The following is a 26,451-nucleotide window of genomic DNA, read 5'->3' on the forward strand; positions in this document are numbered from 1 at the left end:
GTTTTTTCATGAATATATTAGAAGTTAAAAATTTATCAAAGGTGTATGGAAAAGGCGAAACGGCGGTTAAAGCACTTGATGATGTTTCGTTTTCAGTTAAAAAAGGCGATTTTGTTTGCATCATCGGTCCGTCTGGTTCGGGAAAGTCCACATTGCTTCATTTACTTGGCGGCGTTGATCGCCCAACGAGTGGAAAGGTCCTCATTGACCAAACCGATATATATGACTTGAATGAAACACAACTGGCGATTTTTAGACGCAGGCAAATTGGCTTGATTTATCAATTTTATAATCTGATTCCGATTTTAACAGTCGAAGAAAATATCACGCTCCCGATGCTGTTAGATGAGCAAAAAGTGGATCCTAGTCAGTTTAACAAGGTTGTTGACGTTTTAGGCTTAAACGCACGACTTTCCCATCTGCCGAACCAGCTTTCCGGCGGTCAGCAGCAACGCGTTTCCATCGGAAGAGCGCTTATCAGCAATCCGGCCATTATGCTTGCCGATGAGCCGACAGGAAATCTCGATAGTCAAAACAGCAAGGAAATCATGGAACTGTTGAAAATGTTTAATAAAACCTACAATCAAACCTTGATTGTCATCACCCATGATGAGAGAATCGCCCTTCAAGCCGACCGTGTCATCTCCATTGAAGATGGCAAGGTTGCCAAAGATGAGGTGATTCGTCCATGAACATCATCAATAAAGTCACTCTAAGGCATCTAAAGGAAAACAAACGCCGTTCACTCGTGACAATCATTGGTGTCATCATTTCGGTGGCAATGATCACCGCCGTTGCCACACTAGGAGTTTCTTTTTTAGACTTATTGATTCGCCAAGACATCAACAAAAATGGCGAATGGCATGTCCAATATCAAGATGTCACACCCGACCAAATCGAGGGCATTGCAAAAGACAATGAAACACAAACGCTGATTCTCTCGAGTGATGCTTATGCAAACTTAGAAGAATCAAACAATGAATATAAACCATATTTATATTTTAAAAACTATAATAAGACCGGTATGGAGCATTTCCCAATCGAAGTCCTCGACGGAAGACTTCCTCAAAACGAAGATGAGATTGCCATTTCCGAAGCAATTGAAAGCAATGCAAAGATTGATTACAAAATTGGTGATCAACTCACCGTTGACCTTGGAGATCGATTGCACAAAATAGAAGGAACGCCGCTAACGCAGAATCACTCGCTTCAGCGGGACGAAGAAAATATCATCGAAGAACTAGAAAGTAACGAAACCAAAACTGTCACAATCGTTGGGACAATCGAACGCCCTGACTGGGAACCAACTTGGGCACCTGGGTACACTGTCATTGGTTATGTAGATGAAAAATCATTAAGCGAAAATGATACTGTTGATGCTTTTGTTGTGTTACCGAAAGTGAAAAGGTCTCTCTTTGAACATGCAGAAAATCTTGCTAATACCCATGGAATTGAAACAGTTAGTTATAATTCTGATTTACTTCGCTACTATGGGGTCACAAAAAATGACCAATTGCGCGCCACCCTCTTTTCTTTAGCTGGCATTATCATGGGCGTCATTATCATTGGTTCTGTCGCTTTGATTTATAATGCGTTTGCGATTAGTGTATCCGAGCGTGCTAGACATTTAGGTATGCTTTCGAGTGTTGGCGCCACGAAAAAGCAAAAACGAAATTCCGTCTTTTTTGAAGGAGCGGTGATTGGCGCAATCAGTATCCCGATTGGGATTCTTGCCGGCATTGCGGGGATTGGCATCACCTTTGCATTTATCAATAAGTACTTACAAGGTGCACTCGGGGTTTCTGAAAACCTAGAATTAGTGGTAACCCTCTCTTCCATTTTGACTGCATGTGGAATTTCAATCATAACAATTTTTATTTCCACTTACATCCCTGCACAAAAAGCATCTAAGGTTTCAGCGATTGACGCCATCCGCCAAACCCATGATATTAAATTGTCAGGAAAAAGTGTGAAAACCTCCAAGCTTGTCCGTAAAGTCTTTGGAATGGAGGCAGAAATCGGGCTAAAAAACGTCAAAAGAAATAAAAAAAGATACTTGGCAACCGTTTTTTCGCTCGTGATTAGCATTGTTTTATTTTTGACAGTCAGCTATTTTACTGACAATCTGCAAAAATCACTGGAGATGTCGCAAGATGATCTTCAGTATGATATTCAAATTTCCAGCAGCACATTAAAAAAGGACGAGTTAGACAGTTTTACAAAGCTCGACCATGTTACCAAAGCTAGCATTATTGAAGAAGCCCAATTTGAGGCGCTCATTAAGTTAGATGAAGTACCCTCTCAATTGAAAGCGCAAATTGAAGAAAACAAACTTCCTCTTGAAGATGGAAAATTTCCTTATTATGTAGGTCTGCATGCGATGGATGAAGAGAGTTTTAACGCATATTCAGAACAAATCGGCGTGGATCCAAACGATTTCAGCCAACAAGATACACCATCCGCAATTGTCATTGATGAAATTTCTTATCAAGATTATGCATCCGGTAAATTTATCGAATCAAAATCGATTGAAACAGAAGTTGGCAATCAAATTGATTTATACCTTATGCAATTCGGAGAGGCGGAAAATGAACAACCTGAGCGGGAATTGGTGAGCAGTTTGCAAATCGGCGCACTAACCGACCAAGTACCAATGGGCATTTTTACCGCTTCGCTTGGAGGCATTAACTTAATCGTCCACGAAGCAACCTTGGACCAACTGGGGATTGCCCCAGAGGCAGTTTCCACTTATGTCTATCTAAATAGTACAGACCCAATGGCCACTCAAACAGCGATTGAAGATCGAAAAGAGACAAACATTCATATTTACAATGTCTACCAGCGTCGCCAACAAGACGAACAGATGATCATGCTTATGTCCGTCTTTACCTATGGGTTTATCACGCTGATTTCCTTAATCTCAGTCGCCAATATCTTTAATACCATCTCAACAAGCATTTCACTGCGAAAACGCGAATTTGCGATGCTCCGGTCCGTTGGCATGACCCCGAAAGGTTTTAATAAAATGATTCATTATGAAAGCATTTTTTACGGAGTCAAGGCTCTTGTTTATGGCCTACCAATCAGTGTGCTAGTCATGCTCGGCATACATCAATCAATTGGCTATACCTTTGAGTATGGTTTTAGCCTCCCTTGGATGAGCATCCTGTTCGTGATTGTCGTGATTTTCTTGATTGTAGGTTCTGCAATGCTGTATTCGATTTCGAAAATTAAGAACGAAAACATCATTGATAGTTTGAAGCAGGAGAATATTTAATGTCAAAACTTAGAGAGCTTGAAGCAGGAATATCCAAGAGAAAAAACGCGATTAGCAGTTAGGCTAATCGCGTTTTTATGTTCCTAAAATCTAGATGGGGCCTGGCACCATCTCTTGTTGGTACATCCCCCATGCTTCATTTCAACTTCTGAATACTCCTAATAATTCCGCCATATCCTGTGCACCGGCACAGATTTCCGGATAAAGCTTCGAGAATTTGCTCATCATCTGGTACTGGGTGTTCCTCAAGCAATGCTTTTACCGCCATAATCATTCCAGGTGTACAATATCCACATTGAAAGCCTCCTTCTTCAAGAAAAGCCTTCTGAATCGGGTCCAAGCCATTTTGACTTAATGCTTCAATTGTCAAGACTTCCTTTCCATCTACTTGGTAAGCCCGGATTAAACAAGCGTTGACCAGTTTTCCATCCAAGATTACGGAGCAAGCACCACAGCGGCCAATTTCACATGAGATTTTAGTCCCTGTTAACGTGAAATCCTCTCGCAAAATGTCGACAAGACGCTTTGTCGCTTCCACTTCTAGTGTTTGTTCCTGCCCATTCACAATAAGGGATAGATGGATGAGTTGCTGTTCATACGTTTGCTCTTGATGGGTTGCCTTTTTTTCAATCATACGACCCTCTCCCTTGTTTGCAGAATTTCTTCGCGAGCAACTGGCAATTTCGTAACCCAATGACCGGTTGCGTCATAAATCGCGCTTGCAATCGCAGGGGCTAGTGCGACTGTTCCAATTTCCCCAACTCCTCTTGGCCCGTATGAATCTCCCTCCCATAGCTCTTCAATTGCTCTCACATGCATATTTGTCGGGATGTCTTGAATTCCCGGGATTAAGTAGCTATCAAAGTTTTCGGTTACATACCTACCTTCGATCATCTGTGCTTCTTCTAATAAAGTATAGCCCAAGGCCATAATCGTTCCGCCTTCGATTTGACCCAAATATCCCATCGAATTTACAACCGGACCAGCCGCTACCGCTTGATCAATATCGAGGACTTTTACATGACCGGTTACAAAATCTACTTCTACTTTCACCGCCACTGCAGCAAACGAATATAAAAAATGGCCACCTGGAATTGCATTCGGTGTCGTTGGAAAATCAAATTGAGTCTCAACACTCACCGTATTTTCATCGGCAAGCTGTTTATAAGTAACGACCAGTGTTTCCTCGTCATTTTCACGCAGCCAGACACCTTTTGCACCAAGAGCTAATTGCTCTTTTGGACAACCTGAAATAGCCGAAGCTTTATTCACCAATTTCTCAATAAATGGACCTTTCAATCGCTCCAAGCTATGCCATACCATACTCGTCCCGCGGGAGGCGGTTGACGAACCGGAGCGTGGGACTTTATCTGTATCGCCAATCACAATTTCCAAATCGGACGGAGAACAGCCGATGGCCTTCATCGTCAGTGCTTCAATGACAGCTAACAGACCTTGACCGACCTCTTCAAAGCCAAACATAACTTGAATTTTGCCGTCAGAATTTAACAGAAGTTTCCCTCCAGCAGGATCTAATCTTCCAAAACCAAGTCCCCCGCCATGCATGGTCATCGCGAACCCAATCCCAATTTTCTTCCAGCTGTCCTTACTGTTTTCTTTCTCCCTTTTCAGCAAACGCGAGTTTGAAATCTCATTTAAAACAAGCGCATCCCCATTTGTTGGGGCAATTTTCTGACCAACAGGGCCACAATCCGTTGATTTGCGGAGATTCATCTTTCTCATCTCGAGCGGACAAATCCCAAGCCGGTCTGCTAATCGATCGATTTGTCCTTCCAACGCAAAGGTAATCTGATTTCCGCCAAACCCGCGGAACTCACCAGCTACCCCATTATTGGTAAAAATACAAAAGCCTTCTGTTTCGACATTTGGAATCACGTAAGGCCCAACGGCATGTTCGACGGCGAAATCGAGCACAGCCGGCCCAAGAGTCGCATACGCACCTGTATCTGCAATGATTCGTACCTGATGCGCAAGCAGTTTCCCTGTTTTTTTCGCACCTGTTTTCACGGTAATCTTCATCGGGTGTTTTTTAATCCCAGCCCGAACAGACTCACGTCTAGATTGATGGATTTTTACCGGACAGCCGGTTTTGAGCGCTAATAATGCTCCGTAAGGCTGGATATTCAACTCATCTTTTCCACCAAAAGACCCACCCATCGGACTAGAAACGATGCGAATTTGCGTTTCCGGAATATCTAAAATCCGCGAGAGTTGAAACCGATCTTTGTATCCATGTTGCGTTCCCGCATAAACGCTTAAGCGGCCATCGGCTTCTGGAATAAACACGCCGCCCTCTGTTTCCATATATGCATGCATTTGTCGCGGCAGCAGATACGTTTCTTCTACGACCACATCACAATTGGGGAACGTTTCCTGGACATTTCCATTCACGTATGAGGCTTGGTGAAGAACATTTCCGTTTGGATGAAGGGGAATGCTAGCGGGGTCGAGTGCTTCCTCAGGATCTTCAATCACAGGGAGGGGTTCATAGTCAACTTCAATCAAGGTAAGGGCTTTTTCTGCTATTTCCGGCGTTTCAGCCGCAACCGCCGCAACCGCATCGCCTACATACCGGACAACAGAATCACAAAAGACCGGTTGATCTGGAAAAATCAAACCAAACCCATTGAGACCAGGAACATCTTTGCTTGTGATAACGGCTTTAACACCTGGAAGTTGTTCCGCTTTCTCCGTAGAGATATTCGGTATTTTTGCGTGCGGATACTGACTGCGCAAAACCTTCCCGTATAGCATTCCTGGAATCTGTAAATCGGTTAAATAAGATAGTTTTCCTGTTACTTTTTCGACACCATCTGGACGGATACGAGATGCCTTTAGATGACTTGACGTATATTTACCCATGCTTTTCCCTCCACTTCTCCCATTCGACCATAAAAAGGTTGGCAGCGACTTTTCGGCGATAGTCTTCTGCATAAAACGCATCTGAAACCGGGGCGTACTCGCTAATTATTTCTTGATAGACTAATTGCGGTTGAACCGTATCTACTATTTTATAGTTAACTAGCTTCTCGGTTCTTTTCAACCTTCTAGGGACTGTTTCCCCACCGCCAGCTGCTAGCCGTATAAACGAAACTTTATTGTTATCAATTGAAAACGCTCCTGCAATGGTCACGACAGAAGCAGTAAAAGCCTCTCTTCGTCCCACCTTTTTCGAAAATTGGTGGTAGTGAAAAGGAGTTTTTCTTTCAGGAATCATCACCTCTAAAAGAAGAGAATCCTCATTCCGTTGCAGCCAGTTCTCTAATAAATCTCTTTTGACTTCTTCTCCATCAAAATAAGACACTTCTGCATCCAATACCAATAAAGTAGGAATGGTATCCCCAATGCGATTGGCAATGTTTCCGCCAATTGTTCCTACATTGCGTACGGCTGGAGCAGCAATCTTCCCAATCGCATCAGCTACTAAAGAACCATTGATTAACGGATGATTCTTGCAGTCTGCCAAACGAACAAAAGCACCGATATGAAGGAGGGGTGAATGATTCTCCATCTTAAAATAAATCTGATTGTATTCTTTGATTTCCCCAAGATTGATTAAGTGACCTGGGTACGGTACTCCTTTTTCCCATTTCGTTTGCAGGAATGTTCCCCCCGCAATAAAAACGGCAGAATCCTCTATGGATGCCTTCATCTCCCATGCTTCCCCTATATCCTTTGGCGACCATACTTTCGTTTCTAATGTTCTCACCTAAACATCTTCCTCCCCTCGATCAGCGCTTTTTGATAATCTTCCTTTGTATCAACATCAAAAAATGTCAGCTGATTCCTACATGGAATGGTCATACCAGAAAGCCTGTCATTTCTTATCAGCTGACGAGCACCTTGGTCGCCGTTTAATTCCAATAGTTTCGTAAAAACAGAGTTTGAAAATAATACAGGTGGTCGTTTCAATCCATCATATTCGACAGCAACAAACTCAGGATCTTTCCCTTGTTCTACAGCCTGCCGATACGTACAGATCAACTTATTCACCACGTTTGTTGACAAAAAAGGTTGATCCGCCAATAACAGCACAACAGCATCTGCTTCCAATTTGATTGCTGCTCTTATCCCCGCTTTTAATGAATAAGCCTGCCCGAGTTGGGCATTTTCACTAGTACATGCTGTCCAACGACTTTTCCCATTCCCTTCCTGTAAAATAGAGTCCAACCATGCTAATGAATCTTCGGTCTTTTTCACAACAACTACATGATCGAGCGTGGATTGAATGGCTGAAGTTAAACATAAACTGCCAATGTTTGAGGACCCGAGAGTCAGGGAAAGTTTAGGATTTCCCATACGGCGACTATCGCCAGCGGCAAGCAAAATGCCGAGTATTTTAAGACTCATAGCACAGCTTCTACTTTCGTTATAACAGGAAGACGATTCAATTGAATCAGTTCAGCCATGATACTAATCGCGATTTCCTCAGGACCCTCCGCCCCAATCTCCAATCCAACCGGTGTGTAGAGATTCGGGGGTAACTCTTTTCTCCCCAGTAATCTCCGCGCTCTTTCTTTCGTTCCTACCATGCCAATATACCGTAAATTCCTTTCTAGCAAATAATGAAGAACCTCTCGATCACGTTCAAAATGATGGGTCATTAAGACAACAAAATCATGAGCTTGAAACTCATAATCTGGGAATATCTCAGCCGGAAATCCCGTCAATAGCTCTTCCGCATCGGGAAAAGTTTCTTTATTGCATAGTGCAGGACGCCAATCGGTCACCGTCACTCTAAACCCCGTTCTGCTCGCAAACTGGCTAAGCGGAATCGCGTCTGGACCTGCTCCTACAATCATCAGACGGTGTTTCGGATGAAACCAATGAAAAAAACAGGGGCAAGAAAATTCTTCTACGTAGCGAACTCCGCTAGTGGTTTGGTGATTTTTCATTTCTACCATTCTGTCTAAAAAATCTTCTTCGCCTTTTCCCCAGAACATGTCTTTATCGACGATAAATCCATATTCAGAAACCCTATAATCAGAGGTTAGCTTTTTTATCAGCAAGACAGATTGACCTTTTAAAAGCTGTTCCCTCATTTTATCTAGATGAAGGAAATATGCGTAATCGATTTTTTCCAATAATACTGTAATTACTCCGTTACAACCTGCTCCCTGCCCCCAATCGAAGTCATCTTCACTTTTCAAGTTATAATAAAAGGATTCGGATGCTCCCGTTTTCAATTCTTCGGCCCGTAACCGGATATCTTCTTCTAAACAGCCTCCGCTTAATATCCCCACCGTTTTTCCTTGTTTGACTAACATTGTTGTCCCTTCTTTTCGATAAGCAGAGCCATCCACATCAATCACCGTCGCCAACACATCGTTTTCAGAAGGTGCCGCCTGTAAAATTTGATGAATATTATCCATACCTCTGCACCTCTTTTTCGTTCAGGTTTATTCCATATTTCATACACTTTTCCTTAAGCCGATTCAAATGCGTAAGATATATATCACCTATTATGTCTGATTTCCCTTCCCCCTTCTACTTTCATGTTACAATTCCTCACATAAGGATTTCATGATTTTTGTGGATTTATGCCTCCTCCCGCAGGAGTCAAGCGCCTTCCGCTCCAATCAACCGGTTTATCCAAAGTTCTCATTCAAGAAACAATGAAAAACAACAATCTTTTAGTAAACAGCTTTTGTTTATAACCCTACATTCATCTCTTGATTTCTTCCTGGTTTCAACCAATTTCCGTTTCTCTGCTGATCGACGATTTTGCCATTTTCATAGACAATTGACCCTCTGTTCAGCGTCAGTTTTACACTACACGGAAAGGTATGCCCGATATAAAGGCTTTGCTTATGTTTAGCAAAGAAATTCTCTTCAGTTACGGTAAAAGATTCCTCCAGTGACACTACCGCTAAGTCCGCATCCATGCCTACCCCGATTCTCCCTTTTGAAGCAAGACCAAATCTCTTCGCAGGAGCCTCTGCTACTAAACTAGCCACTTTTGTAAAGGAAATTTGATGTTGAACAGCTAATTCAATCAAGGCTAATAAGGTAAATTGACCTCCACTGATGCCACCCCATGCTTCGAATAAATCGTGCTCAGCCGGGTCCTTCAGCGAATAGGGAGATGGAGAGTGATCCGAGGCAATCAGATCGAATTTCCCACCGATCAAGCAGGCAATCAATTTTTCTTGTTCCTCTTTCTGCCGTAATGGCGGAGCACATTTCGCAACAGCGCCTTTTTCAACTAAATCGGTATGATTGAATAACAAATAATGCGGACAAGTTTCGACGGTGATATCCATCCCTTCCGCTTTCGCTTCTTCAATTTTTTCAACCGCTGCAGCCGAGCTAATATGAACAAAATGCAACGAACAGCCCGATATTTCCGCATAAAATATCGCACGTTCAACGGCTACTACTTCAGCAACAATTGGCCTAGATGCTAAATAATCATCAGCCGTAAATGAACCCCGCTCTTTCTTTTCCTTAGTTAGCCTATCTGTGATTGCCGCACTTTCAGCATGCAAAGCAAGAATTTTATCTAATGAAGCAATCTCTCTCATGCCCTCTAACAAGGTTGTATCATCGACTCGCTCAAAATCTTCATTCCCACTATCAGAAAGAAAGGCCTTAAACCCAATGATCCCCTGCTCTGCGAGTCCTTTTAGTTCGCCAATATTCCCTGGTACAAGTCCACCCCACAACCCAAAATCGACGACGGACTTTTCTTTTCCATACTTCACTTTTTCGAACAAAGCGAGCTGATTGACTGTAGAAGGAATTCCATTTAACGGCATATCAAAGTAAGTCGTACCACCGCCTGCTGCCATCATCTTTGAACCCGTATCAAAGCCTTCCCACGAGTCGCGCCCAGGGTCGTTAAAATGGACATGAACATCAATCATGCCTGGGAAAATATACGTTCCTTCTGCATCTCGTTCTTCTTTACATGTCCCCGAAAGTTGATCCCCAATTTCAGCAATGACACCGTCCTTAATGGCTAGGTCCGTTTTCTTTACTTCTTCAGGTAAAACAACAAACCCATTTCGAATGATGAGATCGTATTGTGTCAATCTGTTCACCCCTCTCTCAAAGTGTCACTGTCTTTTTTCCTTCCGCTGCGTACACATCGAGTGCCGCTTGCAAAGCTTCCCCACGGTTCACGTTTATGTGATGACGAATAAGAACGGCTTCTAATGCTCCGAGAACAGCAAGAACATTTTCTTTTCGACAGCTATACCCCATCGTTCCAACCCTCCAAATTTTTCCATGTAAAGGTCCGAAAGAGGAGGCAATCTCGATACTAAATTCTTCGAGCAGCATGCTCCGAACCAATTCACCATCTACCCCGCTTGGAATTTCAATGCATGTCACACATGGAAGCTTATGATGAGCATCACCAAACAGATTCAATCCCATCGCCTCTATACCGGCCACTAATGCTTTTTCATGAAGTTTATGACGAACAAACCGATGGTCTAATCCCTCTTCCAACACCAAACGCAATCCTTCATGCAAGGCATAAATCATCGAAGTGGCTTCGGTATGGTGATTCAATCGCCGCGGACTCCAGTAATCCATTAACATTCCTAAATCAAAATAATTGCTAGCAATCGCCAATCGACTACGTTTGTAATTTTGGTCTGTTTCCGTTGCGATCCCAGCTTCCACCTTTTTACGCTCCAAGATGATTTTTTCAATTCGCTCATTGAACGTGATCGGTGCCATTCCAGACGGAACAGACAAACATTTTTGCGTTCCACCGATGATTCCATCGATAAACCACTCATCGGTTTTCACATCGACCCCACCGATCGACGCAACCGCATCCACGACAAGTAAGACATCCTGTTCACGGCAGGCTTTGCCAATTTCCGCTAAAGGCTGCACCCTTCCGGTAGAAGTCTCTCCATGTACGATGGCAACGATTTTAGGAGAAACCTTTTTTACCTCCTCAATTACGACTTGTGGATCAAACACCTCGCCCCATGGACACTGGATAGAGTGAACTTCGGCCCCATATCTTTCGCAAATTTCTACGAGCAGATGACCAAATCGTCCAAAAATAGGAACGAATACTTTATCACCAGGTTCAATGATGCTCGCTAACAGCGCTTCATTGCCCCCACGAGAAGTCCCATCAATTGGAAATGCCCAATGATTGTTTGTTTGAAATACTGCGCGTTGCATTTCCATCACTTCATTCATCAATTTTGTAAAAGCTGGATCGAACTGACCTAAAATCGGCGTACTCATCGCTCGTAGTACGCGGGGGTCCACCTCAACTGGACCTGGTGTCATAATCGTTCGGTTTGGTGTATTTAATTGGTTATATCCCATTTGATTACACTCCTTTTAATAAGCTAATTTATATAAAACTTCTGTTAAAAGATCGATTCCCATCTCTAATTCCTTTACACTCGTAAACTCTTTTGGATTATGGCTGATTCCATCTTGACTGGGAACAAAGATTAAATTGGTTGGGATGTTACTAGCAAAGACTTGGGCGTCATGTCCTGCACCACTGATAATCTCTTGAAAAGTTAGATTCTTTTGCGCGGCAATGTTCCTTATGTCTTTTACTAACTCTCCATTCATCGAAACAGGCGAAACATCCATCCATTGCGAAACCTGTATGTCCATCTGTAGGTCCTCGGCGATTTTTTTAAACTCTGAAAAAATTGTCTCACTGTATTGATTTAACACTTCAGCTTTGTGATGCCGGATATCAAGGCTAAACTCCACTTCTCCTGCCACCACATTTGGAACATTCGGCGATATTTCCATTCTGCCAACGGTCGCAACCAAATCTGCATCAATCTCCTTTGCTTTATTTGTTAAAAAGGCAATAAGATGTGAAGCGGTCACGACAGCATCTTTCCGATACATCATCGGGGTTGTGCCCGCATGATTGCTTTCTCCTTTAATCCGAACTTGATATCGCCGCTGCCCGACAATATGGGTGACAACCCCAATGGATTTTTTATTTTTTTCCAACACCATCCCTTGTTCAATATGAATCTCTAAAAATCGTTCAATATCGTTTCGAATCGGCGTTTGATATTGTGCAGGATCAAACCCCGCTTTCTTCATAGCTTCTAAAAATAAGATAGCATCCTTATCTTTTATGTCTTTTACACGATCAAGATCGTAAGCACCCGTTGTATTTCGCGAACCCCAAAAAGTGAGCGGAAACCGACTCCCCTCTTCTTCACAGAAAGAAACCACTTCAATCGTTTTCTTTGGATATCCATAGGTGTCAAACAATCTTAATACCGCGATGAAACTCGCAATGATGCCATATGCTCCGTCATATTTTCCACCTTCGACAACCGTGTCCACATGGGAACCTGTTAATATGACAGGACTTTCGGCATCAGTGCCTGGCAATTTTCCAAATAAATTTCCTACACAATCAAAATAGGTGTTTAAGCCATATTGCTCCATTTTAAGTTGCAACGCCTGCTGGGCTTGGCACCAGGACTTTGAATATAACAAGCGAGTGACGCCTTCATTTTTTGTACTTCCAAACGATGAAAGCCACTCAATCCATTCCTGGACATTTTCTTTTTCTCTGTTTTGAAGTTTTTGTGCATGAATGTCCACTTTGCTCTTCCCCTCCTTTTTAATGTTACGTTTTATAACGTAGTCGTGTAATATAAGTTTAATTGCTTATCAAGGAAACTTCATTAGCGAAATTGGATAAATTTTTATATTTTTTTGTGCACTTTCACTAAATTGTGCTATTCTAGTTAAAAAATAAGAATTTTCTGTATTATACAGAGAAAGAAGGTTTAACAGAATTGAAGATTATCGAACTATTATCTGTCCCTTTATTAAAAGAGATGAAGTTGATTGCAGGGGATTCTGGAAAAGACCGAGAAATTACAACCATTAACATGATGGATGCACCAGACATTATCCCATTTTTAAATCAAAACGAATTTTTAGTCACAACCGCCTACCATGTAAAAGATCACCCAGATAGGCTTATGGAATTGATTAACGCGATGGCAAATCGAGGCTGTGCCGCATTAGGCATCAAAACAAAACGATTTTTACAAGAAGTTCCTAAAGAAGCATTAATTCTGGCCAACGAACTGTCTTTGCCAATCATTGAACTTCCATTAGACTTATCACTTGGTGAAATTGTCAATCACACATTGCGAGCCATTCTAGATCATCGCGCCGCTGAATTTTCATCCGCCCTTGAGGTTCATAAACAATTCACTAGGATCATTATGCAAGGAAAAGGAATTAACGCCTTACTAGAAAAACTGTCCCAGATGATCCAACACCCTGTCCACTTAGCCGACCGGCATCTAATGTCAATCGTTGAACCCTACACCGAGCTAGAAATTTCTAGTCTGAAAAATGACCTCGAAAAAGCGATGAAGAATTTAGCCTTATCTAGCAATCCGAATCTTTGTTTCTCCATGATTAAATCAAAGGAAACGCACACCCTATTTCCAGTCAATATGAGCGAGAAAAAAATCGGCTTTCTAATTGTCGACGGAGCCATCCCGCCAAAAAATCATTTAGCTGTTTTAACCATTGAACAAGGCATTAATGTGCTCTCGTTCGCCCTCATGAAAGACCATGCCCTGAAACAACAACAACGAAGCATTCGCAATGATTTTTTTCTTCATTATTTAGATGGAGCTTTTTCCGCACACGATGAAATCATCAATCGAGCAAAAGAATTTTCCCTTCCAAACCACGCTGAATATCTTTGCGTTGTCGGGAAAGTGGACAATGATGAAAATGACTATCATACATATAGACAACGGCAACAAAAAGCGGAAAATCTATTCGAATTTATCGAAGAATTGATTCACCGAACCATTCCAAATGTTCATTTTTTCACAAAAAGCGAAACATGCATTCTATTGTTTGAAATGCCAAATCATCAGCACGATCATGTATTACGGAGCCTTCAAGAAAGAATCATCACAACATTTGAGCAAACCATCTCCTTTGGCGTAAGCAATCTTTGTCATTCTTTCATCCAAGTTCTGACAGCCTACCAAGAGGCAGTTGAAGCCCTCTCGCATGGAGAACTATCAAGGAAAACAAGTTTCATTCAACACTTCCGAACAAAAGATGTCATGGAATTATTAAGACTTGTTCCCGAAAAGGAAATCAACCATTTCTATGATTATATTTTTAAAGGCTTCTCTGGCATCAAACCAGAGGAAAAAGAATCTCTACTCCAAACCCTTTCTGTATATCTCGAAACCCATTGCCAAATCTCAGAAACCGCAAAAAGATTGTTCGTCCACCGAAACACAGTCGTCTATCGGATTGATAAATGCGAAGAACTTCTCGGCAAAAGTTTAAAAGACCCAGAAGCCACTTTACAATTAAGAATCGCTTTCCGTATTCAGAAACTACTAGATTCCTCGTTTTCGCTGTAACAGTAAACCAAAATTAGAAATAAAAAGAGACTGAAGACTTTGCAGCCTTAAACCGGTCTATGACCGGTTTAATTTTGTTTTTCCACTTAACAAACTCCACCTCAAACAAATAGTTGCTGATTTTATTGCCACTTACCAGGAATAAACCGACCACCCCATTCCACCCACCAAAATAGAACAACACACCTCACAATTAGATAAACCCAAAGAACGTTCCTACCCCTCTTTATGCAATATGCACATAAAAGAATCTGAATTTTAGCCAATATAAACCATGACAATAACCAGAAAATTCATTAATATGTAAATTATAATAACATTGTATGTTATATTTCTTAACATCAATTAAAAGGAGGAGTCAACATGGGAGAGAAAGTCAATCCATCGAAAATTTTCTCATTAGGTTTACAGCATGTCCTTGCGATGTATGCAGGCGCTATCTTAGTCCCGATTATTGTAGGAGGAGCATTAGGTTTTTCTCCCGAACAGCAAGCTTTCCTCATTTCGATTGACTTATTAACATGCGGAATCGCGACCTTATTGCAATCGGTGAAAAATAAGTATTTCGGAACAGGGCTTCCTATTATCATGGGAACTTCTTTTGTGGCCGTATCTCCGATGATTACCATCGGAAGCAATTACGGAATCACCGCAATCTACGGGGGAATTATTGCGACAGGCCTATTCATTATCCTTTTCTCGAACGTGTACGGAAAATTAGTCAAACTCTTTCCTCCGATTGTGACCGGTACGGTTGTCATCATCATTGGATTATCACTTATTCCTACTGGCATCAAAAATATGGGCGGTGGCGCAAATAGCCCTGATTTTGGCTCTGCCGAAAACTTAATTCTATCTTTTGGTGTTCTAGCTGTCATTTTATTGATGAATCGCTTCTTTAAAGGCTTTCTTCGCTCTATTTCTGTCTTGGTCGGAATCATTCTTGGAACCTTAGCGGCTGCTTTTATGGGCAAAGTTCATTTTCAACCTGTTATGGATGCTGATTGGTTTCATCTTCCTACCCCTTTTCATTTTGGAGTTCCAACTTTTGAGATTGTTCCTATTTTAACGATGATTTTAGTTGGAACGGTCATCCTCGTTGAATCGACTGGCGCCTTTCTCGCCTTAGGAAAAATGAATCAGCAAGAATTAGGAGAAAAAGATATTACACGTGGGTACCGTGCAGAAGGAATGGCTTTTACGCTTGGCGGAATTTTTAACGCTTTTCCCTATAGCACTTTTGCCCAAAACGTCGGGCTTGTTCAATTGTCGAAAGTGAAAACAAGTAAAGTCACGATTGCGGCAGGCTTCATTTTAATTAGCCTTGGGCTTGTCCCAAAAATTGCTGCATTAGCCACGCTGATCCCGACAGCAGTTTTTGGCGGAGCGACGGTTGTAATGTTCGGAATGGTCGTATCCTCCGGTATTCGCATGCTCAACAGCGTTGATTTTACAAATAATAGCAATCAACTCATTATTGCCTGCTCGGTTTCATTAGGTCTTGGTGCGACGGTTGTTCCTGAACTATTCGCGATTCTACCTGAAACCCTTCGAATTATCGTCGGCGACGGGATTATCACAGGAAGCCTTGCCGCCATACTACTCAATCTTCTTTTATCAAAAAGAAAAACGAAACAAACTGAAGTTATCCATGAATCAAATTTAGAACCAAAATTAAAAAGCTCATAGAAAAGGAGTGCTTACGTTGCTTACAATTGATCAATTAAATGCTATTGACCGAGAACCTTTTATTGAACTGCTGGGAGGCATTTTTGAACATTCACCATGGGTGGCTGAAAAGGCTTGGGAATCTAAGCCTTTTACGTCCTTCCTACATCTACACAAGGAAATGGTCAAGGTTGTGGAATTTTCCTCAAAAACACAAAAAATAGCATTGATTCAAAATCATCCAAATTTAGGGGACCGCGTGCAAATGAGCGAAGAGTCCGTGAACGAACAAAAAGGTGCTGGGTTAACAGATCTTACCCCTGAAGAATATGCAAATTTTATTAGGATGAATCAGCAGTACATGGATACATTCAGCTTTCCGTTTATCTTAGCTGTCCGTGGGAAAAACAAGCACGACATTTACAAAGCCATGGAAGAAAGAGTTCATAACGACAAAAAAAGGGAATTTGAAACGGCTTTAAAAGAAATCTATAAAATTGCCTTACTTCGGTTAGATGAAAAATTCAAGACCCATGTTGAAGAAAATAGATGAAATGAAAGGAATGAAGAATATGAGTTTAGAAGAATTAAATGAACGTGTGAAAAAGGATCTTTCCTATTTGAATTTTAAAAATGCAGAAGATTGGCTTCAACCTCTCGAGGATCCAGAAGCTCATGTGTATGATGTCGTGATTATTGGCGGTGGCCAAAGTGGATTAGCTGCTGCTTTTGCGCTTTTACGGGAAAGAATCTCGAACATCCTTGTTCTTGATGAAAACCCTGAAGGTTATGAAGGTCCATGGGAAACTTATGCCAGAATGGTCACGTTAAGGACACCAAAACACATTACTTCCATTGACCTTGGTGTCCCTTCGCTCACCTTCCGCTCCTGGTGGGAAGCACAAGTTGGAGCAGAAGGCTGGGAAAAAGTCGATAAAATTCCACGCAGCGACTGGATGGAGTATCTTCGCTGGTATCGCAAAGTCCTTCAATTACCAGTAATCAATGATGTCAAATTAACATTAATAGATCCCCAAAGAGACAACATTCACCGTTTGCAAATTGAAGGACCAGGTGCCCCTTCTGATCAACTATTGGCTCGCAAGGTCATTTTAGCTACGGGCATTCAAGGTGGTGGAGAATGGCATGTCCCTTCAATGATTTCTGACAACTTACCGAAAAGTCTATACGCTCACACTTCCGAAACCATTGATTTCAACGCATTAAAAGGAAAGAAGATTGCGATTTTAGGCGGCGGCGCTTCCGCTTTTGATCATGCAAATTTTGCGCTTTCAAAAGGCGTTTCAGAAGCCCATGTATTTGTTCGCCGAAAAGAAATGCCACGCATTAATCCAATTCGTCAAATGGAGATGTCAGGGATGATCGAGCGGTATCACTCCTTAAATGACGCCGACAAATACGCCGTCATGACTCATTTCTTTAAAAACAATCAACCACCTACAAATGACACGTTCAACCGCGCCACTTCTTGGTCTGGTTTTCAACTCCATTTAGGTGCTCCATGGCTTGATGTGACAGCGACAGTGGAAGGGGCTCAAGTTACGACTCCCCAAGGGACCTTTACCTATGACTATCTGATCATTAGTACAGGCTTACTGACGGATCCCGCTTTACGACCAGAATTAAAACTAGTTGAATCTCATATTCTACGTTGGAGTGATGTGTACCAAGCTCCAGCCGAACTTGCCAACCCTATACTTGATGCTCACCCCTACCTTAGCTCAGGCTATTCGTTCTTAAGTCGAGATGAAGTAGGTAAAAAGCGAGTCCATGGACTATACGCTTATAACTATTCCGCCTTAATCAGCAATGGAATCACTGCCTCCGCTCTATCAGGAATGAGATTTGGAATCCCTCGACTGATAAGTGCTGTAGCGGATGAACTTTTTCAAGATCATTCACAAGAAATACTAAACAACTATTTTGACTACAATGAACAAGAATTTGTTGGGGAATGGCCAACAGCAGAACACAACGAACAGGACAGCGTGGTTTCAGCTTTAAAAGAATAAAAACAGCCCTTCTACCGCATTAGAGAGGAGAAAAAAAGATGTCCGGATTAACCACACATATATTGGATTTAACACATGGCACACCTGCAAACAATGTCACCATTGAACTATTCTACCAAGAGGATCCAAGTTCAGATTGGAAACTTTTAAAGACTGCAGTAACCAATTCAGATGGTCGAATGGATGAGCCCTTTCTCACCGAGGAAGAAATGGCTACCGGAAACTACGAACTAATCTTCCATATTGGAGACTATTATCGTCGAAAAGAGGTCAACCTTCTTCCAGATCCTCCATTTTTAGAGCTCGTCCCTGTACGTTTTGGTCTTTCAGATGCAAACGCCCATTACCATGTTCCCTTGCTCGTTTCGCCTTGGGGCTATCAGGTGTATCGTGGGAGCTGAGAGCATCCGACAGCGTTTTATAAACTAAACATCTGCAAAAAAATAGATGCTAACCATTACGGTTACCATCTATTTTTTGCTTTCTTGATATAAATGAAATGTTACGCTAAAAAGATCGCCCCAAACACCAAGCCGCCGACAATCACAAATGCCGGATGTACTTTCCACTTTTCCAGTAAAAATAACGTTAAGATCGCAATAAAAATGGTCGCCCAAATTCCGTTCGACAAATACGCTTCATAGAAAAAATCAAACGTAAGAGTCCCCATTAATATGGCCACCGCCGGTAAAACCACTTTTGACAACCTTTTGACTCTTGGGGAATCTTTAAAGCGATAAATCAGACTTAATAATAAAACCATTAGCAGCAAGGATGGGGCCACTGTAGCAAATAAGGCAACGAGTGCTCCAAAAACGCCACCGACTTCAAACCCAATATATCCAGCCATTTTCGTTGCAATTGGACCTGGTAGTGAATTTCCTAACGCCAACACCTCACTAAATTGACTCGTAGTCATCCAGCTATAACGGGTGACTACCTCATGTTCAATTAAGGGAATCGAAGCGGGACCCCCTCCATACCCAACAATTCCAGGAATCAAAAAGGCTAAAAAGATGTGTAAATAGATCATAGGCCCTCACTTTTTCCTTCGACATGAACTTCAATTTTCTTCTTTTTCTCTGGTAAAACTAAAGCACCCACCAACAATACGCCAATCACAATACCAGGATGGAGTTGAAGCACGGTAATACAGAGGAAACTTACAATTAACAGCATACTCCCATTTTTCCATCCTAACCCATCTTTCGACTTTTTCAAGAAACTCCATGTGAGTACCCCCATCATGACGCCGACAATGGGCACAACGGCATGGGTCATTCCTTGTACGCTTGGATTGTCTTTAAATTTATTGAAGGAAGTTAACAGTGCCAGCATTAACAGAACCGTTGGCAAAACCGTCGCGAACATGGCAACGATAAGTCCAATCACGCCACCGACTCGATAGCCGATATACCCAGCCATCTTGGTCGCAATCGGACCTGGTAACGTATTTCCGAGTGCTAACACATCACTAAACTCTTCATCATTCATCCATTGAAACGTCCCGACCACTTCTTTATGAACGAGCGGAATTGTCGATGGACCTCCCCCGAATCCTAACATTCCTGAGCGGAAGAAGGCGATAAAGATATTCATATAAAGCTTCATGAGCATAAACCACCTTTAAAAGAATCACCCTACCAAAATCAGTAGAGTCAGAGAATTAATAGCCTAATGCCGCTCCATCGCCGCGGGGATCGGCACCCCCGAATTTTACACCGGTCTGCTGATCGATTTTAATCGCTCCCGCATGCCCCATCACGTCGGTAAAATCCTCCAAAACCTCCACTTCATGCCCTCTACTTTGCAGGTGTGATACGATTTCTCGATCAATTCTTCCTTCTAACTTCAAGCTATTAGACGAAGCCCCCCATGTTCTGCCATACAACCATCTTGGTGCTTCAATCGCAGCTTGAATCGGAAACTTGTAATCTAGGATTCTCGTTACCAGTGCAGCTTGTGTTTGCGGTTGACCTTCTCCGCCCATCGTCCCATACACTAAATAAGGAGCTTCGTTTTTAAACAACATCGCCGGGTTTAATGTATGGTAACATCGTTTTTTCGGCTGCAAACCATTCACATGAGTTTCATCTAAGGAGAAAAAGCTGCCCCGGTTTTGTAAAACAATCCCGGTATCTTTTGGAATAAATCCTGAACCAAATTCATGGTAAATGCTTTGAATCATCGAAACAGCATTCCCCTCTTTATCAACGACGCCAAGCCAAATCGTATCTCCTTTTGGATCTAATTGTTTTTGTAAAGATTTAACACTGGTAAAATCAATTGAATTGGCTAAATCACTCCCTCTTTGAACCGATAAAAGTTCATCCAGTGGAATGTGAGCAAACTCTGGATCGGTTAAATATTGATCGCGGTCGACAAACGCTCGTTTCGTTGCCTCCACAAGCAGATGATAGTAATCCGCCGACCCTTCTTCTGTAAGAGATAAATCAAAGTGATTTAAAATGTTTAGAATACTAAGCGACGCAAAGCCTTGTGTATTTGGTGGCAGATTGTACACCTGATTCCCCCGATAACGGACGGAAATCGGATCCACCCAGTCTGAACGATGATTGAAAAAATCCAGTTCTGTTAACAAGCCGCCATGATTTTGTACATCCTGAGCGATGAGCTTTGCCAACTCTCCTTGATACAGGAAGGAACTTCCCCCACTCGCGATTCCTTCCAATGTTAAAGCTAAATCATGCTGCTTCATCAATTCCCCAGCTTGATAAGCTAACCCGCTCGACTTTAAAAAGACCTTCGAAAACTCCGAAAACCGTTGAAGATGTCTAAATTCATCATCTTGTTGATCGAGATTGACATTCGTCCAGTATTCCTGACTCGGCGTTACCGGAAAACCCTCTTTGGCATACTGAATCGAAGTTTCGTGCAATTGACTCCAGCCCACGGTTCCATTCATCTCTGTTTCTGAATACTGAAAAGCCTTTTCCCAGCCAGCAACGGCCGCCGGAACCGTATTCGCCGCAAGTGCACCTCTGGAAGGAATTTTATTATAGCCATGATTTTTATAAAAAGAAATCGAGGCGTTTTCGCCTGAGCGTCCACTGCTATTTAAGCCTTTTAATTCTTTCTTTTTTGCATTATAAACAAGCCAAAAGTTATCCCCGCCAATTCCATTCATATGCGGGTAAACCACTCCAATCGTTGATGCCGCGGCAATCGCCGCTTCAACTGCATTCCCGCCTTCTTGAAGCACTTTCAAACCTGCTTGCGAGGCCAAATAATGCGGAGTCGTGATCATCCCATTTGTCGCCATTGTGGTCGGACGATAAGATTGCTTACTGCTGATATTCATACAAATCCTCCTCGATTTCCATTTAGATCAAAAATATGTTTCTCGTTGAGGTCCGCTCTTGGATGTTCACACAAAGGAAATGATTGTTTTATTACCTTTCAAATCCCTCGATTTTTTTCGCTGACAGTAATTTCACCAATGAATCGACCCATTTTAGCAATTGCAGATCTTGATGTTGATTGCTAATGAAGGATAAACCAATTGGCAGTCCATGCTTATTTTTAAAAGGAATCGTGATTTGCGGAAATCCCGCTAATCCTGCAATACAAGTTAATTGCATCGTCTTCGTCCGATGCTGTTCCAACTGCTCTCCCGGTAAATTCCTTACTGGTGCTTCGGCAGGTGAAGTTGGGATCACAAGCAATCCTTTATCTTTTAAAATATTTGATACATGCTGCCTAATCTTTGCCCGCTTTTTCATTAAGGCATTCAGTTCTTCCTGATCTAACGTCGAAGTCCAGATAAAGCGTTCGGCTATACCTGGGCCAAATGCAGGCTTTTCGCTTTCAATCCAGCTACCATGCTCTTTCCATATTTCGATTCCTTGAATCGAGCGAAACAGATCGGCCCATAGCGAAAGACCTTCAGGTGCCACCTTTACAGACTTTTTTATGACCTGCATTTCTTCGAATACCGAGGCCACTTGTAATAAAATGTTTTTAGACTCTTCATCAATGAATGTCCATGATTCTTCTTCAAAAAATACATGTGAAAATGGAACATGGGTAGGGGCTTCCTGACTAAGGAGAACTTCTCCTACTTTTCCCAACGTGTTTATATCTTTTGACATCCAGCCTACCGTATCGAAACTTTTCGCAAGCGGAATGACCCCTTCCATATTGACCTTTCCATGTGTAGGCCTGAACCCATAAACCCCACAATAAGACGATGGAATTCGCACGGAACCGCCTGTATCTGTTCCCAGCGTAAAATTGACGATACCTGCAGCGGCTGCAACCGCGGAACCACTTGAAGACCCACCAGGAATTCGTTCAGGAGCATTGGGATTCACGGGAGTTCCATAGTGAAAGTTTTCGCCGTTTAAACTATACATCATTTCGTCTGTATGGGTTGTACCCGTTAAACGTGCTCCGTTTTTTAAAAGCACTTCAATGACTGGTGAGTGCTGTTCTCCAGGTGCGTGCGTACGATACCAATCCGGATTCCCTGCCGTATTTTGATAGTGTTGAATCTCAAAAACATCTTTAACTGCAAACGTAAATTCATTTAATATTCCAGTGCCAGTTGCTTCTAGACTGAGGTCTTTTTCGACAAATGCATTCCAATCATCGTTCAATTTAGCTCACCTACCATTCTATCAATCTTTTACCTGTTCAATTTACATACCATTAAGGCAACTTATCTAAAACGGCATCACATGTCTTTTGAATATGATGAGTCGTTAACGCCAGCAAAGAATCGATCTCTTTGTTTTTCATTAAGTCAATCACTTGATAATGTTCTTTCTGTGACAAAGATAGATAATAGGAAGATGTGGAATAAATATTCATATAAGGGTCCACTCTTCCCCATACCGCATTCAACATTTCTAACATCGGCTTCGAATGAGAATAAGAATAGATTTTTGTATGAAATTGTTTATTTAAAACATTCCATTCGATCGGAGCATGAATATGTAGATCCATTTCTTTTACCATTTTGGTTAGTTCATCGATTTCTTTTTCACCGATATTCGGATACGACCATTCCATGGCCATTTTTTCCAAATTGATACGAATCTGAAAAATTTCAATTAAATCTTTTGCGGAAAGCTTGCTGACATAGATGCTTCTTCTTTCAAAATGGACAAAGCCTTCCGATTGTAATTTGTTCAGTGCTTCTCGAACAGGCATCGTACTAACCCCATACCGTTCCGCCATTTTCCGGATCGAAATTTTTTCGCCAGGCGACAAATCTCCGTTCATTATGCTCTCACGAATCCTGGTATACACTTCTTGAGCAAGAGTAGGGACCGCTACAAGATCTTTTTGATTCATAAGGATGAATTCACCTCATTTCGTGATATGTGATCACACTTCATAGTTCTAATTCTATCTTTATGTCAATTTTTTCCGCAATATGTTTGTTAGAATTTCTGCCACTGTTTTTCGAATTATACATAATTTTCTCGCCCAACCAGAAAAATCCTTCTTCGATGACAACTTTTACGATTAAGATTATATTAAAATAGACCTCAAAAGAAGAGGTCCGTGAACACTTTGTTTTATCTTTCATTATGTATTTCGTTCATTTATCTGATTGGCTTTGTTGCCGTTCTCCCCTTTTCAATCACCATAGTTGCTCCAAGTAGAATGAAGGCAAATACACCTAAAAAGATTGGAAATAAGTTCATACTGAAACCTTGAAATACCACTCCTAATAAAGGAGGTAATACAGTAATCCCAACATAACCAGAAGCTACTTGAAAGCCAATAATCTCCCTCGAATTTCTTTCTCCAAACCTTCTCGGAGTTTCATGAAGCATTGTCGGAAAAATAGCCGCACATCCCAGACCTATGAGGAGAAAGCCGCCATATAAGATTTGACCTGACCCAAATGCAACGATAAAAATTCCAACCAAAAGGCAGATTTCGCTATACAACAACATTTTTTGATTTGATAGCCAGAAGGTTAAAAAGCCAGAAAGAATCCTTCCTACCGTTAAACTTGCGAAGAATATGGAGAGGATGTAACTAGCTGTTGCGACGGATAATGATTTTACCTCAATTAAGTAGCTACTTCCCCACAGAAAAATACTTCCTTCTAACCCAACATAAAACAGGAAGGATAGTAGAGCAAAGAGAACTCCTTTCTGTTTCAATACCTCTCTAAGGGAGGTGGTCCTGTGATCCAATTCTTCGGATCCTTTTTGTTTATTCCGCTTCCAAAGAGGAAGAGAAAAGAAAAGAATGATCACGAGCATCAATTGAATGCCTCCAATAATCATATATCCATTTCTCCAAGAATAATGATGATTTAAAACAACTCCCATAATCATGGGTCCCATTGTTGCTCCTACTCCCCAAAAAGCATGCAACCAATTCATATGATGTGCCTTCAAGTTGACAGCGACGTAATCATTTAAGGAGGTGTCAATCGCACCAGCTCCTAAACCTAGAGGTAATGCTGCAAGAATTAATAGATAGAAATTTTGGGTGGACGCAAACCCAATCAACCCAATGGCAGTAAGCAATACACTCCCTAAAACGAGCTTGCCCGTACCCATTTTTCTCGTAACTCTCGCGGTCTGCAAACTAGCAATAATCGTACAAATGGCAATGGTCATGGAAATAATTCCAGCCGCACTAAAGGCAACATGAAATTCTCCGACCATCTCTGGCCAAGCTACCCCTAAAAGAGAATCAGGTAATCCTAAACTGAAGAAGGCAGCATAAATGATAAAAATAAACGCGAACTGACGCACTGAAATTTCCCCCATTATTTGCTTATGTAATAATATCAAATCTGTTAAATGAGTATTTAAGCATCAGAACAGTATAACACTTCCTATCATCATATGCATAAAAAAACTTATTACGGTTCGTTGATTTGGATTTTCCAGTAGTTGAATGACCTGAAGATAGGTTTATAGATTAGAAAAAGTATGAGCATCTTAATCATGTTGATTAAACAAATAAAACTCACCGTAAGATTGGTGAGCTTTTTTTATCGAACTAAACACGATTTCGCTGTTTTTGATTCTACAATATGTCGAGCTGGTCTCTGGCTTACATCGGCGACTGATGATTTTGCTTGATGGCCACCTGATTTACTTTTTTCAGTTTTTGAACCTTCATATAGGTAAAGTATCTCCATAGCCATTCAAATGGCCCGAAACGGAATCGTTTTAACCAGAATGTGCTAAACAGCATTTGCAAAGCAAAGATGACGACAAAGAGAATCGTTCCTATAAACAAACTAACATTCCCGTAAAAGCCAAAACCAACAAAGATGATAACTGAAACTATGCTTTGCATTAAATAATTCGTCAACGCCATTTGCCCTGCATAGCCAAGCGGGCGTAATCTCCTTTGCCAATTTTCTTTTCGTAGCATTAAGTCAATGTACTAATATACAAGAAGCATAGTGAGGTACCTGTTAAACTTTTAAATAGTTGAACTGTATAAAGTTGTTTGAATCCGAAATCAATTAAATCCACTTTCAATAACGCGAGCACAATGACAAGTGGAACACTTATCAAAAATGTAACCAACCGAATCTTTTTAATGAAAGCTAAATGACTGCTTACCTTGTGAAACAAACCAGCTTTTCCGGCAGCTAAGCCAAAAAGAAACATCGCAAGCACTGGAATGGACGCCGGGATCAGGTTCATCGCCAAAAAGCTTACCTCTGTTCCTAACCGATAGCTCACCCATTCAAAATACCCTGCTTGTGTATATACTTCAACATATGCCCCTAGCCCTTCAACGAAACCTTGCGCATTCGTTTCTTCCATTTCAACCAATAGTTCATTTGGAAGTATATTGAGCGAGAGTAACAGATTAAGCACAACCAACAAGCTGAACGCCCAGATAAGGATTGTTTTCGCTTTTCTTTTATAAAAGAATAATAGAAACAAACCAGCGAAAGCATAGGTGTGTAAAATATCCCCAAACCAAAGTGCGACAATGTGAAGCACGCCAAACAAAAATAAAGCAGAAATTCTACGAAGGTAGAGTACTTTCACACCGAGACCTTTTTCTTCGGCACGACTCATGAACCTCTCATCACTAAAGTGACGAGTTTCTAATG

General features: G+C 41.6%; 23 protein-coding genes. 7 read left to right on the forward strand and 16 right to left on the reverse strand.

The annotated features are described in order from the left end of the window. Positions 1-8: 8 nt before the first annotated feature. Both LG336_RS16485 and LG336_RS16490 read left to right on the forward strand, forming a co-directional pair. Complete coding sequence (locus tag LG336_RS16485) at positions 9-692, forward strand: ABC transporter ATP-binding protein (RefSeq protein ID WP_404328570.1); 684 nt, start codon at positions 9-11, stop codon at positions 690-692. Then, positions 689-3,277 (forward strand): ABC transporter permease, encoded by a 2,589-nt coding sequence (locus LG336_RS16490; RefSeq protein ID WP_404328571.1) that lies wholly within the window; start codon positions 689-691, stop codon positions 3,275-3,277. Before LG336_RS16485 ends, LG336_RS16490 begins: the two co-directional genes overlap by 4 nt. Before the next feature lie 136 nt (positions 3,278-3,413). Here the strand turns inward: LG336_RS16490 and LG336_RS16495 are convergent, their stop codons facing one another. The 8 genes from LG336_RS16495 to allC all read right to left on the reverse strand — a co-directional run bounded on the left by LG336_RS16495 (position 3,414) and on the right by allC (position 12,865). Next, positions 3,414-3,911 (reverse strand): (2Fe-2S)-binding protein, encoded by a 498-nt coding sequence (locus LG336_RS16495; protein WP_404328572.1) that lies wholly within the window; start codon positions 3,909-3,911, stop codon positions 3,414-3,416. Then, positions 3,908-6,160, reverse strand: a complete 2,253-nt coding sequence (gene pucD / locus LG336_RS16500; RefSeq protein WP_404328573.1) for a xanthine dehydrogenase subunit D — start codon at positions 6,158-6,160, stop codon at positions 3,908-3,910. The genes LG336_RS16495 and pucD overlap by 4 nt, the downstream gene beginning before the upstream one ends. Next, a complete protein-coding gene (locus tag LG336_RS16505) occupies positions 6,153-7,007 on the reverse strand; it encodes an FAD binding domain-containing protein (RefSeq protein ID WP_404328574.1) in 855 nt (284 codons plus the stop codon). Before LG336_RS16505 ends, pucD begins: the two co-directional genes overlap by 8 nt. Next, complete coding sequence (locus LG336_RS16510) at positions 7,004-7,648, reverse strand: NTP transferase domain-containing protein (protein ID WP_404328575.1); 645 nt, start codon at positions 7,646-7,648, stop codon at positions 7,004-7,006. Before LG336_RS16510 ends, LG336_RS16505 begins: the two co-directional genes overlap by 4 nt. Beyond that, a complete protein-coding gene (locus LG336_RS16515; protein ID WP_404328576.1) occupies positions 7,645-8,670 on the reverse strand; it encodes an XdhC family protein in 1,026 nt (341 codons plus the stop codon). The genes LG336_RS16510 and LG336_RS16515 overlap by 4 nt, the downstream gene beginning before the upstream one ends. 279 nt (positions 8,671-8,949) lie before the next feature. Beyond that, positions 8,950-10,332, reverse strand: coding sequence for an allantoinase (locus LG336_RS16520; RefSeq protein WP_404328577.1), 1,383 nt, complete (start codon positions 10,330-10,332; stop codon positions 8,950-8,952). Between the two features lie 16 nt (positions 10,333-10,348). Then, complete coding sequence (locus LG336_RS16525; RefSeq protein ID WP_404328578.1) at positions 10,349-11,599, reverse strand: pyridoxal-phosphate-dependent aminotransferase family protein; 1,251 nt, start codon at positions 11,597-11,599, stop codon at positions 10,349-10,351. 15 nt (positions 11,600-11,614) lie between these two features. Then, positions 11,615-12,865, reverse strand: coding sequence for an allantoate deiminase (gene allC, locus LG336_RS16530; protein ID WP_404328579.1), 1,251 nt, complete (start codon positions 12,863-12,865; stop codon positions 11,615-11,617). 197 nt (positions 12,866-13,062) lie between these two features. Here allC and LG336_RS16535 point away from each other — a divergent pair, with 197 nt between their 5' ends. The 5 genes from LG336_RS16535 to uraH all read left to right on the forward strand — a co-directional run bounded on the left by LG336_RS16535 (position 13,063) and on the right by uraH (position 18,778). Next, complete coding sequence (locus LG336_RS16535; RefSeq protein ID WP_404328580.1) at positions 13,063-14,676, forward strand: PucR family transcriptional regulator; 1,614 nt, start codon at positions 13,063-13,065, stop codon at positions 14,674-14,676. A 363-nt stretch (positions 14,677-15,039) separates the two neighbouring features. Then, positions 15,040-16,365 carry a nucleobase:cation symporter-2 family protein gene (locus tag LG336_RS16540; protein WP_404328581.1) on the forward strand — a complete coding sequence of 442 codons (1,326 nt, stop codon included), beginning with the start codon at positions 15,040-15,042 and terminating at the stop codon, positions 16,363-16,365. 16 nt (positions 16,366-16,381) lie between these two features. After that, positions 16,382-16,897: a 2-oxo-4-hydroxy-4-carboxy-5-ureidoimidazoline decarboxylase gene (uraD, locus tag LG336_RS16545; RefSeq protein WP_404328582.1), complete on the forward strand. Its 516-nt coding sequence runs from the start codon at positions 16,382-16,384 to the stop codon at positions 16,895-16,897. Between the two features lie 19 nt (positions 16,898-16,916). Next, on the forward strand, positions 16,917-18,377 hold the full coding sequence (locus tag LG336_RS16550; RefSeq protein ID WP_404328583.1) for an NAD(P)-binding domain-containing protein: 1,461 nt from the start codon (positions 16,917-16,919) through the stop codon (positions 18,375-18,377). Positions 18,378-18,415: 38 nt separating this feature from the next. Further along, entirely contained in the window at positions 18,416-18,778 is a 363-nt protein-coding gene (uraH, locus tag LG336_RS16555; protein ID WP_404328584.1) for a hydroxyisourate hydrolase, read from the forward strand. A gap of 101 nt (positions 18,779-18,879) precedes the next feature. On the opposite strand, the gene LG336_RS16560 is transcribed toward uraH, so the two are convergent. From LG336_RS16560 to LG336_RS16595, 8 genes are all read right to left on the reverse strand, one after another. After that, the gene (locus tag LG336_RS16560; protein ID WP_404328585.1) at positions 18,880-19,410 is read right to left on the reverse strand and encodes a chromate transporter; all 531 of its coding nucleotides are present in this window, start codon (positions 19,408-19,410) and stop codon (positions 18,880-18,882) included. Then, positions 19,407-19,988, reverse strand: coding sequence for a chromate transporter (locus tag LG336_RS16565; RefSeq protein ID WP_404328586.1), 582 nt, complete (start codon positions 19,986-19,988; stop codon positions 19,407-19,409). Before LG336_RS16565 ends, LG336_RS16560 begins: the two co-directional genes overlap by 4 nt. A 55-nt stretch (positions 19,989-20,043) precedes the next feature. Then, a complete protein-coding gene (ggt, locus tag LG336_RS16570) occupies positions 20,044-21,699 on the reverse strand; it encodes a gamma-glutamyltransferase (protein ID WP_404328587.1) in 1,656 nt (551 codons plus the stop codon). 91 nt (positions 21,700-21,790) lie between these two features. Next, a complete protein-coding gene (locus tag LG336_RS16575; protein ID WP_404328588.1) occupies positions 21,791-22,996 on the reverse strand; it encodes an amidase in 1,206 nt (401 codons plus the stop codon). Positions 22,997-23,048: 52 nt separating this feature from the next. After that, complete coding sequence (locus LG336_RS16580; protein ID WP_404328589.1) at positions 23,049-23,696, reverse strand: GntR family transcriptional regulator; 648 nt, start codon at positions 23,694-23,696, stop codon at positions 23,049-23,051. A gap of 254 nt (positions 23,697-23,950) precedes the next feature. After that, the gene (locus tag LG336_RS16585) at positions 23,951-25,123 is read right to left on the reverse strand and encodes an MFS transporter (RefSeq protein WP_404328590.1); all 1,173 of its coding nucleotides are present in this window, start codon (positions 25,121-25,123) and stop codon (positions 23,951-23,953) included. A 304-nt stretch (positions 25,124-25,427) separates the two neighbouring features. After that, positions 25,428-25,754: a DUF418 domain-containing protein gene (locus LG336_RS16590; RefSeq protein ID WP_404328592.1), complete on the reverse strand. Its 327-nt coding sequence runs from the start codon at positions 25,752-25,754 to the stop codon at positions 25,428-25,430. Next, positions 25,754-26,416 (reverse strand): DUF418 domain-containing protein, encoded by a 663-nt coding sequence (locus tag LG336_RS16595; RefSeq protein ID WP_404328593.1) that lies wholly within the window; start codon positions 26,414-26,416, stop codon positions 25,754-25,756. The genes LG336_RS16590 and LG336_RS16595 overlap by 1 nt, the downstream gene beginning before the upstream one ends. Positions 26,417-26,451: the final 35 nt, after the last annotated feature.

The sequence above is a fragment of the Mesobacillus maritimus genome (genome assembly GCF_044803185.1).
Taxonomy (GTDB): domain Bacteria; phylum Bacillota; class Bacilli; order Bacillales; family Cytobacillaceae; genus Mesobacillus_B; species Mesobacillus_B maritimus_B.